The sequence below is a fragment of the Dietzia sp. MNB45 genome (assembly GCF_051994785.1).
In the GTDB taxonomy this organism is placed as follows: domain Bacteria; phylum Actinomycetota; class Actinomycetes; order Mycobacteriales; family Mycobacteriaceae; genus Dietzia; species Dietzia kunjamensis.
On the sequence record NZ_CP163397.1, the window covers coordinates 1,275,801 to 1,291,282 of the forward strand.

At 71.9% G+C, this 15,482-nt stretch carries 15 protein-coding genes; 11 read left to right on the forward strand and 4 right to left on the reverse strand.

Going from position 1 to position 15,482, the window contains the following annotated elements; translation table 11 throughout:
* The first annotated feature begins 45 nt into the window (after nucleotides 1-45).
* The 8 genes from dnaJ (at nucleotide 46) to AB5G72_RS06265 (ending at nucleotide 7,545) form a co-directional block, all read left to right on the forward strand.
* The gene (gene dnaJ, locus AB5G72_RS06230; RefSeq protein ID WP_253003402.1) at nucleotides 46-1,209 is read left to right on the forward strand and encodes a molecular chaperone DnaJ; all 1,164 of its coding nucleotides are present in this window, start codon (nucleotides 46-48) and stop codon (nucleotides 1,207-1,209) included.
* Nucleotides 1,210-1,216: 7 nt separating this feature from the next.
* A complete protein-coding gene (locus tag AB5G72_RS06235) occupies nucleotides 1,217-2,002 on the forward strand; it encodes a 16S rRNA (uracil(1498)-N(3))-methyltransferase (RefSeq protein WP_440221252.1) in 786 nt (261 codons plus the stop codon).
* Complete coding sequence (locus AB5G72_RS06240; RefSeq protein WP_440221253.1) at nucleotides 1,999-3,153, forward strand: PhoH family protein; 1,155 nt, start codon at nucleotides 1,999-2,001, stop codon at nucleotides 3,151-3,153. The genes AB5G72_RS06235 and AB5G72_RS06240 overlap by 4 nt, the downstream gene beginning before the upstream one ends.
* The gene (gene ybeY, locus AB5G72_RS06245) at nucleotides 3,150-3,632 is read left to right on the forward strand and encodes an rRNA maturation RNase YbeY (RefSeq protein WP_007626431.1); all 483 of its coding nucleotides are present in this window, start codon (nucleotides 3,150-3,152) and stop codon (nucleotides 3,630-3,632) included. The genes AB5G72_RS06240 and ybeY overlap by 4 nt, the downstream gene beginning before the upstream one ends.
* A 3-nt stretch (nucleotides 3,633-3,635) precedes the next feature.
* On the forward strand, nucleotides 3,636-4,958 hold the full coding sequence (locus AB5G72_RS06250) for a hemolysin family protein (protein WP_069389265.1): 1,323 nt from the start codon (nucleotides 3,636-3,638) through the stop codon (nucleotides 4,956-4,958).
* Complete coding sequence (era, locus tag AB5G72_RS06255; RefSeq protein ID WP_069389266.1) at nucleotides 4,955-5,863, forward strand: GTPase Era; 909 nt, start codon at nucleotides 4,955-4,957, stop codon at nucleotides 5,861-5,863. The genes AB5G72_RS06250 and era overlap by 4 nt, the downstream gene beginning before the upstream one ends.
* A gap of 97 nt (nucleotides 5,864-5,960) precedes the next feature.
* The gene (recO, locus tag AB5G72_RS06260; RefSeq protein WP_440221254.1) at nucleotides 5,961-6,758 is read left to right on the forward strand and encodes a DNA repair protein RecO; all 798 of its coding nucleotides are present in this window, start codon (nucleotides 5,961-5,963) and stop codon (nucleotides 6,756-6,758) included.
* Complete coding sequence (locus AB5G72_RS06265; RefSeq protein WP_096905745.1) at nucleotides 6,733-7,545, forward strand: isoprenyl transferase; 813 nt, start codon at nucleotides 6,733-6,735, stop codon at nucleotides 7,543-7,545. Before recO ends, AB5G72_RS06265 begins: the two co-directional genes overlap by 26 nt.
* Before the next feature lie 15 nt (nucleotides 7,546-7,560).
* Here AB5G72_RS06265 and AB5G72_RS06270 read toward each other — a convergent pair whose 3' ends face one another.
* A complete protein-coding gene (locus AB5G72_RS06270) occupies nucleotides 7,561-8,004 on the reverse strand; it encodes a Fur family transcriptional regulator (RefSeq protein WP_440221255.1) in 444 nt (147 codons plus the stop codon).
* 4 nt (nucleotides 8,005-8,008) lie between these two features.
* Nucleotides 8,009-8,377, reverse strand: a complete 369-nt coding sequence (locus AB5G72_RS06275) for an ArsR/SmtB family transcription factor (protein WP_067719606.1) — start codon at nucleotides 8,375-8,377, stop codon at nucleotides 8,009-8,011.
* Between the two features lie 187 nt (nucleotides 8,378-8,564).
* On the opposite strand from AB5G72_RS06275, the gene AB5G72_RS06280 reads away from it, so the two are divergent.
* The 3 genes from AB5G72_RS06280 (at nucleotide 8,565) to AB5G72_RS06290 (ending at nucleotide 11,975) form a co-directional block, all read left to right on the forward strand.
* On the forward strand, nucleotides 8,565-9,959 hold the full coding sequence (locus AB5G72_RS06280) for a glycine--tRNA ligase (protein ID WP_069388956.1): 1,395 nt from the start codon (nucleotides 8,565-8,567) through the stop codon (nucleotides 9,957-9,959).
* Nucleotides 9,960-10,017: 58 nt separating this feature from the next.
* Entirely contained in the window at nucleotides 10,018-10,635 is a 618-nt protein-coding gene (locus tag AB5G72_RS06285; protein WP_096905743.1) for a YdcF family protein, read from the forward strand.
* Between the two features lie 77 nt (nucleotides 10,636-10,712).
* Nucleotides 10,713-11,975: a deoxyguanosinetriphosphate triphosphohydrolase gene (locus AB5G72_RS06290; protein ID WP_313314074.1), complete on the forward strand. Its 1,263-nt coding sequence runs from the start codon at nucleotides 10,713-10,715 to the stop codon at nucleotides 11,973-11,975.
* Nucleotides 11,976-12,011: 36 nt separating this feature from the next.
* On the opposite strand, the gene AB5G72_RS06295 is transcribed toward AB5G72_RS06290, so the two are convergent.
* Together AB5G72_RS06295 and AB5G72_RS06300 are read right to left on the reverse strand one after the other, a co-directional pair.
* On the reverse strand, nucleotides 12,012-13,352 hold the full coding sequence (locus AB5G72_RS06295) for a serine hydrolase domain-containing protein (RefSeq protein ID WP_440221256.1): 1,341 nt from the start codon (nucleotides 13,350-13,352) through the stop codon (nucleotides 12,012-12,014).
* A gap of 4 nt (nucleotides 13,353-13,356) precedes the next feature.
* Entirely contained in the window at nucleotides 13,357-15,444 is a 2,088-nt protein-coding gene (locus AB5G72_RS06300; protein WP_440221257.1) for a TPM domain-containing protein, read from the reverse strand.
* Between the last annotated feature and the right edge of the window lie 38 nt (nucleotides 15,445-15,482).

Here is a 15,482-nt window from a genome sequence, read left to right on the forward strand (position 1 = left end):
CGCTCCTTCCCGGAGCCAGATCTTCCTCTCGACGAAAGGCCACACGTGTCACGCGACTACTACGGGACCCTCGGGGTCGATAGGGGCGCCTCGGAATCCGAGATCAAGCGCGCCTACCGCAAGCTCGCCCGGGAGCTCCACCCCGACGTCAACCCGTCGGACGAGGCGCGTGAGAAGTTCAGTGAGATCACCGCGATCTACGAGGTGCTCACCGACCCCGAGAAGCGCCGGGTCGTCGACATGGGCGGCGACCCGCTGGACACCTCGCCCGGCGCCGGTTACGGCGGCGGCGGCTTCGGTGGTGGCTTCGGCAGCGGCGGCCTCGGTGACGTGTTCGAGGCCTTCTTCGGCGGCGGCGGGGGAGGCGGCGGCGGCCGCGGTCCGCGCAGCCGCGTGCAGCCCGGCTCGGACGCCCTCATCCGCGTGACCCTGGGCCTGGACGAGTGCGCCACCGGAGTCACCAAGGAGATCCAGGTCGACACCGCCGTGCTGTGCGAGAAGTGCCACGGCAAGGGGTCGGCCACGGACACGCCGCCGGCCACGTGTGGCATGTGTCAGGGCCAGGGCGAGATCCAGTCCGTCCAGCGGTCGCTGCTCGGCAACATCATGACCAGCCGCCCGTGCCCCACCTGCGCGGGCACCGGCGAGATCATCACCGACCCGTGCGGTGAGTGCACCGGCCAGGGCCGCGTCCGCAAGCGCCGCACCGTCTCGGCCAAGATCCCCGCCGGCGTCGGCGGCGGCATGCGCATCCGCCTGTCCGGGCAGGGTGAGGTCGGTCCCGGTGGCGGTCCCGCCGGCGACCTGTACATCGAGGTCAACGAGCGCAACCACCCGGTGTTCGTCCGCGACGGCGAGGACCTGCACTGCACCGTCCGCGTGCCCGTCGTCGACGCCATGCTGGGCGGCGAGGTCGAACTCGAGACCGTCGTGGGCGAGCCCCTGACGATCGACATCCCGTCCGGTACCCAGCCCGGTCACACCGTCACGCTGACCGGCCGTGGGATGCCCCGCGTGCGCGGCGGCGGCGCCGGCGACCTCACGGTCCACATGGAGGTCGTGGTCCCGGAGAAGCTGGACCGCAAGCGCCGCGACCTGGTCGAGCAGCTGCGCCGCCTCGACGGCGACTCGGCCGAGGTCGTCAACGAGGACACCGCCCGCCGCGGTGGCCTGTTCTCCCGCCTGCGCGACGCCGTCGCGGGGCACTGAGGCGCCCGTGACCCCGTCGTTGTTCCGGGCCGGGACGGTCCCCGGTGTCGGCGAGACACTGGTGCTCGACGGGCCGGAGGGCCGGCACGCCGGATCCGCGCTCCGCGTCCGGGTGGGAGAGGCCGTGCGGGTCGGTGACGGTCGGGGAGTGGTGGCGGACTGTGTGGTGATGACGACGAGTTCCGGCAGGGTCGAGGCGGAGGTCGTCACCCGGGTCGACGTCCCACGCCCCACCCCGGAGGTCACCGTCGTGCAGGCCCTGCCCAAGTCCGAGCGGTCCGAGCTGGCTGTCGAGCTGGCCACCGAGGCCGGAGCCGACCGGATCGTGCCGTGGCAGGCCGACCGCTGCGTGAGCCGCTGGACCGGCCCCAAGGTCGACAAGGGCCGCACCAAGTGGACCAACGCCGCCCGCGCCGCGGCCAAGCAGTCGCGGCGGGCGTGGGAGCCCGAGATCGGCGACCTCGTCGGCTCGACCGCCCTCGCCGCCCTGGTCGCCTCCGAGGTCGACGCCGGCGCCTGCGCACTCGTCCTGCACGAGGACGGCGCCGCCGGTTTCGCCGACGCGGTCACCGCGGGCCCGCCGGCGACACGGGTCCTCGTCGTCGTCGGCCCCGAGGGCGGGGTCTCCGACGCCGAACTCGACGCGCTGACCGCGGCAGGCGCCCGGCCCGTCGTCCTGGGCCCGGAGGTGCTCCGCACCTCCACCGCCGCCACCGTGGCGCTCGCCGCACTCGGCGTTCTCACACCGAGATGGTCGCCCGCGGGGTCTACACTCGATCCAACCTCACCATGACACGGGAAGTGATCCACGTAAGCACCGCAGGAAACGACAGCGCCACCGGAAACGACAGCGCCACCGGGAACGACCGTCCCACCGGGAACGACCGGGGTCCCGCCACGGCCACCGACACCGGTGGCGTCCGACGCGACACCGGCGACTCCTCCGCCCGCACGGCCGTCCAACTGGACCCGGACCTGGCGATGGCGGTGCTCGGCACCGCCGACGCCAACCTCCGCGCCCTCGAGGACCTGCTCGACGCGGACCTGCACGTGCGGGGTGGCACCATGACCATCTCGGGCGATCCGCCCCACGTGGACCGTGCCTCCCGGGTCGTGTCCGACCTGCTGCGGCAGGCCCGCAGGGGAGTGGAGATCACCCCCGCCTCGGTGCGGCGCTCGGTGGAGATCCTCGCCGACTCGGGGCCGCTCACGCCCGAGGAGGTGCTCGGCACCGACGTCCTGTCCCGCCGCGGCGGCATGATCCGGCCCAAGACCCTCGGCCAGAAGCGATACGTCGACGCCATCGACGACCACACGATTGTGTTCGGACTGGGCCCGGCCGGCACCGGTAAGACCTACCTCGCCATGGCCAAGGCCGTCGCCGCGCTCCGCGCCAAGGAGGTCAGCCGCATCATCCTCACCCGGCCCGCGGTCGAGGCCGGTGAACGTCTGGGCTACCTGCCCGGCACCCTGCACGAGAAGATCGACCCGTACCTGCGGCCGCTGTACGACTCGCTGCACGACATGATGGACCCCGAGGCCATCCCGAAGCTCATGGCGGCCGGGGTGATCGAGGTGGCGCCGCTGGCGTACATGCGTGGGCGGACCCTCAACGACTCGTTCATCATCCTCGACGAGGCGCAGAACACCACGCCCGAGCAGATGAAGATGTTCCTGACGAGGCTCGGCTTCGGCTCGAAAATCGTCGTGACCGGGGACATCACGCAGATCGACCTCCCCGGCGGCCAGCGCTCGGGACTGAAGGTCGTCCGCGACATCCTCACCGGGGTCGACGACATCCACTTCTCCGAACTCACCTCCCGCGACGTCATCCGTCACGCGCTGGTCGGGCGGATCGTCGACGCCTACGCCAAGCACGAAGCGCGCCTCGAACGAGGCGAGCGACCCACCATCCACAAGAACAGGGAGCAGCGCCGCCGATGAGCATCGAGGTCGCCAACGAGTCGGGCGTGGAGGTCGACGAGGCAGAACTCATCGACGTGGCCGCGTTCGTGATCGCCCGGATGGACGTCCACCCGGCCGCCGAACTGTCGATCACCCTCGTCGACAAGGACACGATGGCCGATCTCCACGTGACGTGGATGAACCTGCCCGGCCCCACCGACGTCATGAGCTTCCCCATGGACGAGCTCACGCCCGGAGGCCGCCCCGACCTGCCCGAACCCGGACCGGCCATGCTCGGCGACATCGTCCTGTGCCCGGCGTTCGCCGCCGACCAGGCCGCCAGCTCCGGCCATCCCCTCGCGCACGAGCTCGCGCTGCTCACCGTCCACGGGTGCCTGCACCTGCTGGGGTACGACCACGCGGAGCCCGCCGAGGAGCGGGAGATGTTCGGCCTCCAGAACGAACTGCTGGGCGAGTGGTACGACCACCGAGACGAGTCCCCGAGAGTGGACGCCTGAGACGTGGACACCACCATCCTCACGGCCATCGCGGCCGTGGTGCTCATCCCCGTCGCCGGACTGTTCGCCGCCCTCGACGCCGCCCTGAGCACGGTCTCGGTGGCCCGCGTCGAGGAGATGGCCAAGGAGAACCGTCACGGCGCGACGCGGCTGTCGAAGATGCTCGCCACCCGGCCGCGGTACATCAACGTCACCGTCCTGCTCCACATGCTGAGCCTGGTGGCCGCGGCGGTGTTGTTCACCGTCGTTTTCAACGACCTCATCGACTCCACGGGCTGGGCGCTGGCCGTCGCCGTCGTGGTGACCACCGTCGCCGCCTACATCGTGGCCGGGGTCGGACCCCGCACCCTCGGCCGACAACACGCCTACTCCCTCGCCCTGGGCGCCGCGACCCCGCTGACCGTGACCGGGTTCGTCCTGGGCCCCGTCGCCACCCTGCTCGTCGGCCTGGGCAACGCCGTCACCCCCGGCGGCGGTTTCCGCAACGGTCCCTTCGCCTCCGAGATCGAGCTGCTCGAGATCGTCGACATGGCCCGCGAACGCGGGGTCGTGGCCGACGACGAATCCCGAATGATCCAGTCGGTGTTCGAACTCGGCGACACCACCGCGCGCGAGGTGATGACCCCGCGCACCGAGATGGTGTGGATCGAGTCGGACAAGACGGTCGGCCAGGCCGCGCGACTCACCGTGAAGTCCGGGTACTCGCGTATCCCGGTGGTCGACGGGGACAACTCCGACGACGTGGTGGGCGTCGTCTACCTGCGCGACATCGTCGCCCGGCTCGACGACCCGGACGGGCGCGCCGCCCCGGTGGCCGACGTGATGCGCCCCGCGGTGTTCGTGCCCGACGCCAAGCGGATCGACGACCTGCTGAGCGAGATGCAGCGGGACCACAATCACCTGGCGATCCTCGTCGACGAGTACGGCGGGACCGCCGGGCTGGTCTCCATCGAGGACATCCTCGAGGAGATCGTCGGGGAGATCGTCGACGAGTACGACACCACCGAGGTGCCGCCCGTCGAGGACCTCGGCGACGGACGCTACCGCCTGTCCGCCCGGCTCGGGCTGGACGAGGTGGCCGAGCTGTTGGACGTCGAGTTCGCCGACGAGGTGACCGAGGAGGTCGAGACCCTGGGCGGGTTGCTCGCCCTGGAGCTCGGGCGCGTCCCGCTGCCCGGCGCGCACGTCGTGTCCACCGGGCTCGACCTGCGCGCCGAGGGCGGCCACGACCGGCGCGGACGGGTCAAGGTGGTCACCGTGGTGGCCGAGCGGACCGAGAAGAACGACGACAACGACGACGACCCCCAGCGCGAGGACAACCGATGAGCACTCCCGAGAACTTCCGTAGCGGGTTCGTCAGCTTCGTGGGCCGCCCCAACACGGGCAAGTCCACGCTGACCAACGCGCTCGTGGGGGAGAAGATCGCCATCACCTCCTCGCGGCCCCAGACCACCCGGCACGCGATCCGCGGGATCGTGCACCGGCCGGACGCCCAGATCATCCTCGTGGACACCCCGGGCCTGCACCGGCCCCGGACCCTGCTCGGCGAGCGTCTCAACGCGCTGGTCGAGGACACCTACTCCGACGTCGACCTCATCGGCCTGTGCATCCCCGCCGGGGAGCGCATCGGCCCCGGGGACCGCTGGATCCTCGAGCAGGTCCGCAAGCTGTGCCCCACCACGCCGGTGCTCGGGCTGGTGACCAAGATCGACACCGTCTCCAAGAAGAAGGTCATGGAGCAGCTCGTGGCCGTATCGAAGTTCCTCGGACCGGACTCGGAGGTCGTCCCGGTGTCGGCCGCGTCCGGCGAGCAGGTCGACGTGGTGGCCGACGTCATCGCCACCCTGCTGCCCGAGGGGCCCCAGTTCTACCCCGACGACATCATCACCGAGGAGTCCGACGAGAGCCGCATGGCCGAGCTCATCCGCGAGGCGGCCCTCGAGGGCGTCCGCGACGAGCTGCCCCACTCGATCGCCGTGTCGATCGAGGAGATCCTGCCGCACGAGGGCCGCGACGACATGGTGGACGTCCACGCCACCGTGTACGTGGAACGACAGAGCCAGAAGTCGATCGTCCTGGGCAAGGGCGGCTCGCGGATGCGCGAGGTCGGCACCACCGCCCGGGCCGGCATCGAGAAGCTGCTCGGCACCAAGGTGTACCTCGACCTGCACGTCAAGGTCCTCAAGGAGTGGCAGCGCGACCCCAAGATGCTGGGACGCCTGGGCTTCTAGCCTCTCCACGGCTCGTGGCCCGTGGGACAATGGACACCTGAGCGCGCACGCACCCGCGTGCGCGCCCGCCCGGACATCGCCCCGGAAGGAGGCCCGGATGCATCCCTTCACCGACACGGGCCTCGTCGTGCGCACCTACGACCTCGGGGAAGCCGACCGGATCGTCACCCTGCTGACCGAGCGGCACGGGCTCGTCCGCGCCGTCGCCCGGGCCGTGCGACGCACCCGGTCCCGGATGGGCGCGAGCCTCGAGCCGTTCGCGGTGGTGGAGATGCAGATCGCCCCGGGCCGTGGTCGCAGTGGGCTCGGGACCGTCCGCCAGGCCAGCAGTCGTGAGTCCCTGGCTCGTCCGCTGGTGGCGGACTACCCGGCGTACACCTCCGGGTGCGTGGTCCTGGAGACCGCCGAGCGCCTCGCGGGCGAGGAGGGGGCGCCCACCCCGCGGCTGCTCGGCCTCGCCGTGAACGCCCTGCGCTCACTGGCCGAGCACCGCCGCGAGCCCGGACTGGTCGCCGACGCGTTCCTCCTGCGCGCCATGTCCGCCTCCGGCTGGGAGCCCGTCCTGGACTGCTGCGTGCGCTGCGGCGTGGTGGGCCCGCACCGGGCCTTCCACGTCGCGTCCGGCGGGACCGTGTGCGTGCACTGCCGCCCGCAGGGATGCGCGATGCTCTCACCCGGCGTCGCCGAGCACCTGTCCGCGCTGCTGGCGGGGGAGTGGGACGCCGTCGGGGTGTCCTCGCCCGCCGTCGTGCGGCAGGCCTCCGGCATCGCCGCCGCACACCTGCAGTGGCATCTCGAACGAGACCTGCGCAGCCTGCCCCTGGTCGACCGCGGCACGGTCGGCCCCGTCGAGCCAGTAGAGGAGTCCCGTGCCCGGACTACCCAGATTCCGTAAGCGTCCCGCCCCTCAGGCGACCACGGTCCGGCCACCCACCCCGCACGCGTCGGGTGCCCGCCCGCCGGCCATCCCGGCCGAGTTCGTGCCCCGCCACGTCGCGCTGGTCATGGACGGCAACGGCCGCTGGGCGCAGGAGCGCGGTCTGCCCCGCACCGAGGGGCACAAGCGCGGCGAGGCCGTGCTCATGGACGTTGTCCAGGGCTGCATCGAGATGGGCATCCCGTACCTGTCCGCGTACGCCTTCTCCACTGAGAACTGGAAACGCAGTCCCGAGGAGGTCCGGTTCCTCATGGGCTTCAACCGGGACGTCCTGCGCCGCCGCCGGGACGAGATGCACTCGCTGGGCGTGCGGGTCCGGTGGGCGGGGCAGCGACCCCGGTTGTGGCGGTCGGTGATCTCGGAACTCGAGGAGGCCGAGGAGCTCACCCGCGACAACACGGTCATGACCCTGGCCATGTGCGTGAACTACGGGGGTCGCGCCGAGATCGTCGACGCCGCCCGCGACTTCGCCCGCCGCGTGGCCGCCGGCGAACTCTCGCCCGACGACCTCACGGAGGACAACTTCTCCCAGTTCCTCGACGAGCCGGACATGCCGGACGTCGACCTCTTCCTGCGCCCGTCCGGGGAGCTGCGCACGTCCAACTTCATGCTGTGGCAGGCCGCCTACGCCGAGTTCGTCTTCCAGGACACGCTGTTCCCGGACTTCGACCGCCGCGACCTGTGGGCGGCGTGCCTGGAGTACGCCGAGCGTGACCGGCGCTTCGGCGGCGTCACCAGCCCCTGACTCGCGGAGGCCCGGTCAGTCAGGCAGGCCAGCCCCGCCCGCCTGGCCCGCCGCGCACTCCGCGCACTCCGCGCACAGGCCGAACAGCTCGACGGTGTGGCTGACGTCGGTGAACCCGTGTGCCCGGCCCGCGCGATGGGCCCACACCTCGACCCCCGGCTCCTCGACCTCCACGGTGAACCCGCACACGCGGCACACGAGGTGATGGTGGTGCGAGTCGGAGCACTTGCGGAAGATCAGTTCCCCGGAGTCGGTCCGCAGCACGTCGACGGCCTCCGCGTCGGCCATCGACTGCAGGGTCCGGTACACGGTGGTCAGTCCGATCGTGTCGCCGCGCTCGCGAAGTTCGGCGTGCAGGTCCTGGGCGGAACGGAAGCCCTTGGACTCGTCGAGCAGAGCGGAGATCGCGCTGCGTTGACGAGTCGACCGCACGCCGATCGGCTTGTCCGGTGTCGTCATGGATCTACTGCTCCCCGGCGTGCCCGACGGCCGCCTCGACGATGTCGAGCAGATGCTCGTCCAATAGTTCGTAGCGCATCTCCCGACCCTGCCGGTGGGAGGAGACCACGCCGGAGGACTTGAGGATGCGCAGGTGCTGACTGACCAGCGGCTGGGTGACGCCGAGTGCGTCGACCAACTCGTGCACGCACCGGGGACCGTCCCGTAGCTGCAGCACGATCGCGATACGCAGCGGGGCGGACAGGGCCCGGAGCAGTTCCCCGGCCGCGGACACCACCCGCTCGGGCGGCAGGGGGACCGGGGAGGCCCGGTGGTCGGCGTCGTGGACGTCCGTGACCGGGTCGGATCCGGTCGATCGGGGTCCGCTGTGCATCGTCTCCACCTTCCGGGCTCGCTCCCGGGCTCGGTCGCCGCCGGCGTCGTATCGGGTAGGAGACCCCAGTATCCCAGACCCGGGGGGCCGACCGGATACCCTGGTGAAAGTGCCCGGGCGCCGGCCCGCGCCGAGGTGGTCCACCCGACGCCTCCGCCAACCGACTCACCAAGGGAGAACCCCCGACGTGGCAGCCTCAGCTTCCGTCATCGACACCGTCGTCAACCTCTGCAAGCGCCGAGGACTGGTGTACCAATGTGGCGAGATCTACGGCGGTACGCGCTCGGCGTGGGACTACGGCCCCCTGGGTGTGGAGCTCAAGGACAACATCAAGAAGCAGTGGTGGCGCACCTTCGTCACCGGCCGGGACGACGTGGTGGGCCTGGACTCGTCGATCATCCTGCCCCGCCAGGTGTGGCAGGCCTCCGGCCACGTCGAGACGTTCACCGACCCCCTGGTCGAGTGCAGGTCCTGCCACACCCGGCTGCGTCAGGACCATCTCCAGGAGGCGTACGCCGCCAAAAAGAAGCTGGACCACCCGTCCGAGGCCCCGATGTCGGAGATCGCCTGCCCCAACTGCGGGAACAAGGGCCAGTGGACCGAGCCCCAGCTGTTCTCGGGCCTGATGAAGACCTTCCTCGGCCCCGTGGACAACGAGACCGGCCTGCACTACCTGCGTCCGGAGACCGCGCAGGGCATCTTCATCAACTACAAGAACGTCATGACCACCGCGCGTCGCAAGCCGCCGTTCGGTATCGGCCAGATCGGCAAGGCGTTCCGCAACGAGATCACCCCCGGCAACTTCATCTTCCGCACCCGCGAGTTCGAGCAGATGGAGATCGAGTACTTCGTCAAGCCCGAGGAGGCGGACGAGCACTTCACGACGTGGGTCGAGGACTGCTGGGACTGGTTCGTGGACCTGGGGATCGACCCGCAGAACCTGCGTCGCTTCGACGTCCCGGAGGACGAGCGCGCCCACTACTCGGCGGGCACGATCGACTTCGAGTACAAGTTCGGGTTCACCGGCAACGAGTGGGGCGAACTCATGGGTATCGCCAACCGCACGGACTACGACCTCACGCAGCACCAGACCCACTCCGGTGAGGACCTGCAGTACTTCGACCAGGCCTCGGGCGAGAAGTACATCCCCTACGTCATCGAGCCGAGCTTCGGCCTGACCCGCTCGCTCATGGCGTTCCTCGTCGACGCCTACACGGAGGACGAGGCCCCCAACGCCAAGGGCGGGGTGGACACCCGGACCGTGCTCAAGCTCGACCGCCGGCTCGCGCCGGTCAAGGCCGCGGTGCTGCCGCTGTCGCGCAACGCGGACCTGTCGCCCAAGGCCCGTGACCTGGCGGCCCAGTTGCGCAAGAACTGGAACGTCGACTTCGACGACGCCCAGGCCATCGGTCGCCGCTACCGCCGCCACGACGAGATCGGCACCCCGTTCTGCATCACGGTCGACTTCGACACCCTCGAGGACCAGGCCGTGACCATCCGTGAGCGCGACACCATGGCGCAGGAGCGCGTGGCGATCGACCAGGTCGAGGGGTACCTCGCGCAGCGCCTGATCGGGTGCTGACGGACTCCCCTGGCACACTGGTCGGGTGAGTAGAACAACCCGGTCCCCGGTCCGTGCGGTGTCCAGGGCCGTCGGCTGGCTCCTGGCCATCGCACTGCTGTTGTGCCTGGTCATACCCGGATTCATCTCGTTCCGGGTGTGGTCCGTGGCGCGTGTCGACGATCGATCTCCGGCCGACGCGATCGTGGTGCTGGGCGCGGCGCAGTACAACGGCATCCCCACCCCCGTGTTCCAGGCCCGGCTGGAGCACGCGGCCCTGCTCTTCGAGGAGGGGGTCGCGCCCCAGGTCATCACGGTCGGTGGTAGCCAGCCGGGTGACCTGTACACGGAGGCCGGGTCGGGGCGGGCCTATCTGACCCGCCTCGGCGTGCCCCCGGAGGTGATCCTGGCGGTGGAGACCGGGACCAACACCGAGGGCAGTCTGGACGCCGTGGCGCAGACCGTGCGCGACCAGGGCGGGCAGTCGGTGGTGCTGGTCAGCGACCCCACGCACTCGTATCGCTCGCGCATGATGGCGCGGGACGCGGGGCTGGACGCGTGGACCTCGCCGACCCGCCACGGGCCGGCGGTGTGGACCCGGGAGAACCAGATCATGGGCATCATCCGGGAGACGGGCGCGGTGCTCTGGTACCAGTACCACCGGCTCGCCGGGAGCAGTGTGGACTTCCCGGACTGAACCGCCGGGGCGGGTCGCGCGAGCGGATGCGGCCTGCCGCAGGGATGACGGGGCGGTGACGCCCGGAGGAGAAGTGGATGACGGGATACGCGTACGACGCCGCGGACGCCGAGCGCCGGGTCGACGAGGGTTCCGGCCGCGCCCGCGGGAAGGCGAGTGAACGCAGCCCGTTCGACCGGGACCGCGCCCGCGTCCTGCACTCGGCCGCATTGCGCCGGCTCGCCGACAAGACCCAGGTGGTCGGCCCCGGGGACGGCGACACCCCGCGGACCCGCCTCACCCATTCGCTCGAGGTCGCCCAGATCTCCCGCAGTATCGCGGCCGGGCTGGGGTGCGACCCGGACCTGGCGGACCTGGCGGGCCTGAGCCACGACATCGGGCACCCGCCCTACGGCCACAACGGCGAGCGGGCGTTGGACGAGGTCGCGCGCGGGTTCGGCGGTTACGAGGGCAACGCCCAGACCGTCCGGATCCTGTCGCGGCTCGAGCCCAAGGTCGTCGACGCCTCCGGCCGTGGGGTGGGGTTGAACCTCACCCGCGCCGCGCTGGACGCCGCCACCAAGTACCCGTGGCTGCCGCGGGAGGGGACGCGGAAGTTCGGCGCCTACACCGATGACGCGGACACCCTCGCGTGGATCCGGCAAGGCGCTCCCGGGGACACCCGGTGCCTCGAGGCCCAGATCATGGACTTCTCCGACGACGTCGCCTATTCGGTCCACGATGTCGAGGACGCGATCGTCGCCGGCCGGCTGGACCTGCGCTCGCTGTCCGACCGGTCGGAGGTCGCCGCGCTCGCGGAACTGGGCGCGGAGGAGTTCCGCGGTCCGGACGCCGATCAGCTGGAGCAGGCCGCCGGGCGTCTCGGTGCGCTCGAGGTGGTCCGCGCCGTGCAGCCGTTCTCCGAGAGCTTCACCGGGTTCGTGGCGCTCAAGGCCCTGACCAGTGAGCTGGTCGGTCGGTTCGTCATGCCCGCCATCCACGCCACCCGCGAGGTGCACGGGGCCAAACCACACGGCCGCTACAGCGCGGGTCTCGAGGTGCCGGTGGAGGTCGAGGCCGAGGTGGTGATGCTCAAGACGATGGCGGTGCGCTACGTCATGAGCGACCCCGGCCACCGCCTCAGGCAGGACCGCCAGCGGGACCGGATCCACCGGGTGGCGGAGTTCCTCGCCCAGTCCGCGCCCGCGGGCCTCGACCCGGTCCTGCGCCCGCTGTGGGATTCGGCCCCGGACGACGCCGCGCGGATGCGGGTGATCGTCGACCAGATCGCCCTGTACACCGAGAGCCGGCTCGAACGGGTCGACCGGGCGAGCGCCGGCATCCAGGCCGCCTGGGGCTGAGCAGCTCGCCCCCACCCCCGCGACCGCCGGCCCCCGTCAGCCGACCGCGCGCACGACCGCGCCGACCAGCCGGTCCACGCCCACCGCGTCGAGTGTCGAGCCGGGGGAGAAGCCGGTGCGGACCACCACGAGGTCGGCGGAGGGGACCACCACGACGTACTGCCCGTCGTGCCCGGAGGCCCAGAACGCGTCGGTCGGCATGCCCGTGAACCGGAGCGGGGTCCCGTCACCGGCCGTGTTGAGCCACCACTGGGCGCCGTACGGTTCGGGCTCGCCGCCCGCCGGGACCCCGGTCGTCGCGTAGTCCATCCATCCCGCGGGCAGCAGCCGCTGTCCGTCCACCTCGCCGTCGTCGAGCACGAACTGACCGAACCGCGCCCAGTCGCGCGGGCTCGCCCACAGGTACGAACTACACACCGACCCGCCCGAGGCGTCGGCCTCGAGGACTGCGCTGCGCATCCCGAGCGGGCGGAAGAGCAGTTCCTCGACCATCTCCGGCCCCAGCCCGGTGCGTTCGTGCAGCAGGTCGCAGACGATGTTGCTCGTGCCGGACGAGTACTGGCGGAACTCGCCGGGGGCGTGGGCGGGCGGCTGTGAGGCGGCGAAGGCGGCCATGTCGGGTTCGAGGAAGAGCATCCGGGTGATGGGCGTGCCCAGGTCGTACTCCTCGTCCCACTCAAGGCCGGAGGTCATGCGCAGCAGGTGGTCCAGGGAGATCTGCGACCGCTCGTCGGTCCATTCGGGACGCAGGCCGGTGGCGGCGGGGTCGAGGTCGGCGTCGGGGAACTCGACCTGCGCGCGCCCCACGAGGGTGGCGGCGACGCTCTTGGCCATGGACCAGCCGAGCTGGCGGGTGTCGGGGCCGAAACCGTCGGCGTACCGCTCGCCGAGGATCTCGCCGCGATGGACGACGACGAGGCCCCGCGTCCCCTCCTGCGCCGCGGCCTCATCCAGTGCCGACGAGACCTCGTCCGGGGCGTCGGTCGCCTCGGCCAGGCGGACACCCTGGGCGCCGTCCTCGCGCAGCGGCGGGGGCGGCTCACTGCCCTGCGATCCCGCCGCGCGGTCACCGAGGGCGCAGCCGTGCTCGGAGACGTGGGCGGTCTGCCGGAAGCCCACCCCCAGCACCGAGGCGGTCGCGGTCCCGGCCTCCTCGTCGACCGACGTCCGCATGACGGGGACCAGCGGATTGGGCGGGAGGTCGGTGTCGTAGTCCTCGCGGCCCACGAGGTAGTGCAGGGCGCAGGCGTTGTGGGCGGCGTACCCGGTGCCGGTGAGCAGCATCGGCCGGTACCAGACGCCCACCGCGACCACGGCTGCGACGAGGAGCGCGACCACCGCGACCACCGCGATGAGAGCTTTCCGACGACGTGTCATGGGGTCAGAACCGCCCGCCCGCGCCGCCGCCTCCGAAGCCACCGCCGAAGCCGCCACCGAGGCCGCCGCCGCCGAAGCCGCGGGCGGATCCGAAACCGCCACCGCCGCCGCGGAGCATCCCCTGGATGAGCGCGCCGGCGACCATGCCGCCGACCATCGCGCCGGTGCTGGACCCGCGTCGTCCGCCGCGTCCGTACGGGCCGCCCCGGCCGCCGTACCCGCCGTAGCCGCCGGAGTACTGGGGCCGGGAGGCGTCGCTCTGTGCGAGACGGAGCGCCTCGCGGGCGAGGTTGAGCGCGCGCTCGGCGGCGGGGAACGCGGCCGGTCCGACCGTGCCCTCGGCGGTCGCCAGCGAGCTCTTCGCGGCCGCGAGGCGGGTGCGGGCGGCCTGGCCGATCACGTACGAGCGGCTGCCGATGAAGTCGTCGGCCTCGCGCACCGCCCCCGCGGCGCGGGTGATCGCGGCCCGGCGGGCGGCCCGGGCGCGGTTGGCGGCCTCGGCCTCGTGCCCGGCGGCGGCCAGGGCCTCGTCGAGGTCGCGGTCCACGTCGATGAGGTGGGAGAACGTCCCCAGCGGATCGGTCTGACCGTCGCGCCGGGCCGCGTCGACCGCCTCGCGCGCCGCGGCGGCCACCTGCGTGAGGGTCTGGCTGGAGGTGTCACTGACGTCGGTCGACGCCAGCAGCCGCGAGGCCATGGTCAGTTCCTCCTCGACCTCCTCGATCAGCGGGTCGAGGTCGCGGCGCGCGGTCGCGATGTCGTCGGCGGCGTGTTCGACGCCGTTGACCAGCTTCTCGGCCCGGGACAGCTCGCCTTCGGCGGAGGTGATGGCGTCCACGGCCTCGCCCTGTTCGCCCACCGGCCGGGCCAGTGCCGCGCGGGCGCGTACGGTCTCGCCCTCCGCGGCGTCGAGCAGTTCCCCGGCCAGCGAGAGGTTGTCGGAGATGGAGGAGAGCACGGCCGACGGGAACCGCTCGCGCAGGTCCGCCATGGTCTTCTCGGCCTCGGGGAGCCGGGCGCGCAGGGAGACCGCGCGGCGGGTGAGCGTGTCGACGGAGGCCGTGCCGTTGATGAGCAGGTCGCGCATCTCGGCGAAGGCCGTGGCCTGTCCCTCGAGGCCCCGTTCGGCGCGTTCGGCGCGGGCGGCCACCTCCAGCAGCATGGCCTTGCGCTGGTCGGGCGTCTCGGGGATGTCGTCATCGAGCCGCTGGACGAGTGCGTGCGCGGCGGCGACCTCGGCCCGTGCCGAGTCGAGCGCGGAGCGGAACGGCCGGGTACGCAGCTCGCCGAACTCGCCTGCGGCGGTCTCGAGGGCGTCCGTGGAGGCGTCCACCGACTGGTCGGCATCGGCCAGCCCGGAGCGGGCGCGCGCGTCGAGGACCTCCACCGGCAGGGCGGACATCCGGGCGGTGTCGTCGCCGGGGATGTCGCGGGCGTCCTCGGCCTGCCTGGCCGTCCGCGTGGCGCGGCGCCGGCGGGCGAACAGGACCACGGCCGCGACGAGGGCGATGATCACCACGATGATGGCCAGGATGGCGAACGGCGAGATCTCCGAGCCGGAGCCCTGGCGTTCGAGCCCGTCGGCCGCGCCGGTGACGGCTCCGGCCCAGTCGCCGGTGGCAAGGCGCGGTTCGATGTCGCGATCGGCGATTTCTTGCGCGGTCAGCTGATCGGCAGTGGGCGAGGCCTCGGGGTCGTCGAACTCGAACCAGTACCTGCCCTCGTCCACGGCCACTACGAGCAGCGCGTCGGACGCGCCCAGGTCGGACAGTTCCCGGGTCTGCTGCGTCCACTGCTCGACCGGGATGCCGTCGAGGGTGTCGACGAACGTCACCCACAGCTGGATCTGGTCGGACGAGCGCAGTTCGGCCAGTCGGCTCTCCACCTCGCTGGTGTCACCGCCGAGGACCCCCGCGGAGTCGGTGAGCTGCTGCTGCAGGTTCGACGGGGGCTCGGCCGAGGCGCCGGGGGCGGCCCACACCAGCGCGCAGGCCAGGAACGCGACCACCGTCGCGAGCGCTGTCACCGGGGCCTGGCTGAACCGGGAACGGGGTCGCCGGGCGGCGGCGGGCAGGAGTTGGGCGGCGATCATGGCCCCAGCGTATCGGCCCCGAACAGGGGGCACGCCGG

Excerpts from the sequence above, each read along its gene's own strand:
- AB5G72_RS06240 (WP_440221253.1), top strand. The coding sequence starts at position 1,999 with ATGACACGGGAAGTGATCCACGTAAGCACCGCAGGAAACGACAGCGCC.
- ybeY (WP_007626431.1), top strand. The coding sequence starts at position 3,150 with ATGAGCATCGAGGTCGCCAACGAGTCGGGCGTGGAGGTCGACGAGGCA.
- era (WP_069389266.1), top strand. The coding sequence starts at position 4,955 with ATGAGCACTCCCGAGAACTTCCGTAGCGGGTTCGTCAGCTTCGTGGGC.
- recO (WP_440221254.1), top strand. The coding sequence starts at position 5,961 with ATGCATCCCTTCACCGACACGGGCCTCGTCGTGCGCACCTACGACCTC.
- AB5G72_RS06270 (WP_440221255.1), bottom strand. The coding sequence starts at position 8,004 with ATGACGACACCGGACAAGCCGATCGGCGTGCGGTCGACTCGTCAACGC.
- AB5G72_RS06275 (WP_067719606.1), bottom strand. The coding sequence starts at position 8,377 with ATGCACAGCGGACCCCGATCGACCGGATCCGACCCGGTCACGGACGTC.
- AB5G72_RS06290 (WP_313314074.1), top strand. The coding sequence starts at position 10,713 with ATGACGGGATACGCGTACGACGCCGCGGACGCCGAGCGCCGGGTCGAC.
- AB5G72_RS06295 (WP_440221256.1), bottom strand. The coding sequence starts at position 13,352 with ATGACACGTCGTCGGAAAGCTCTCATCGCGGTGGTCGCGGTGGTCGCG.
- AB5G72_RS06300 (WP_440221257.1), bottom strand. The coding sequence starts at position 15,444 with ATGATCGCCGCCCAACTCCTGCCCGCCGCCGCCCGGCGACCCCGTTCC.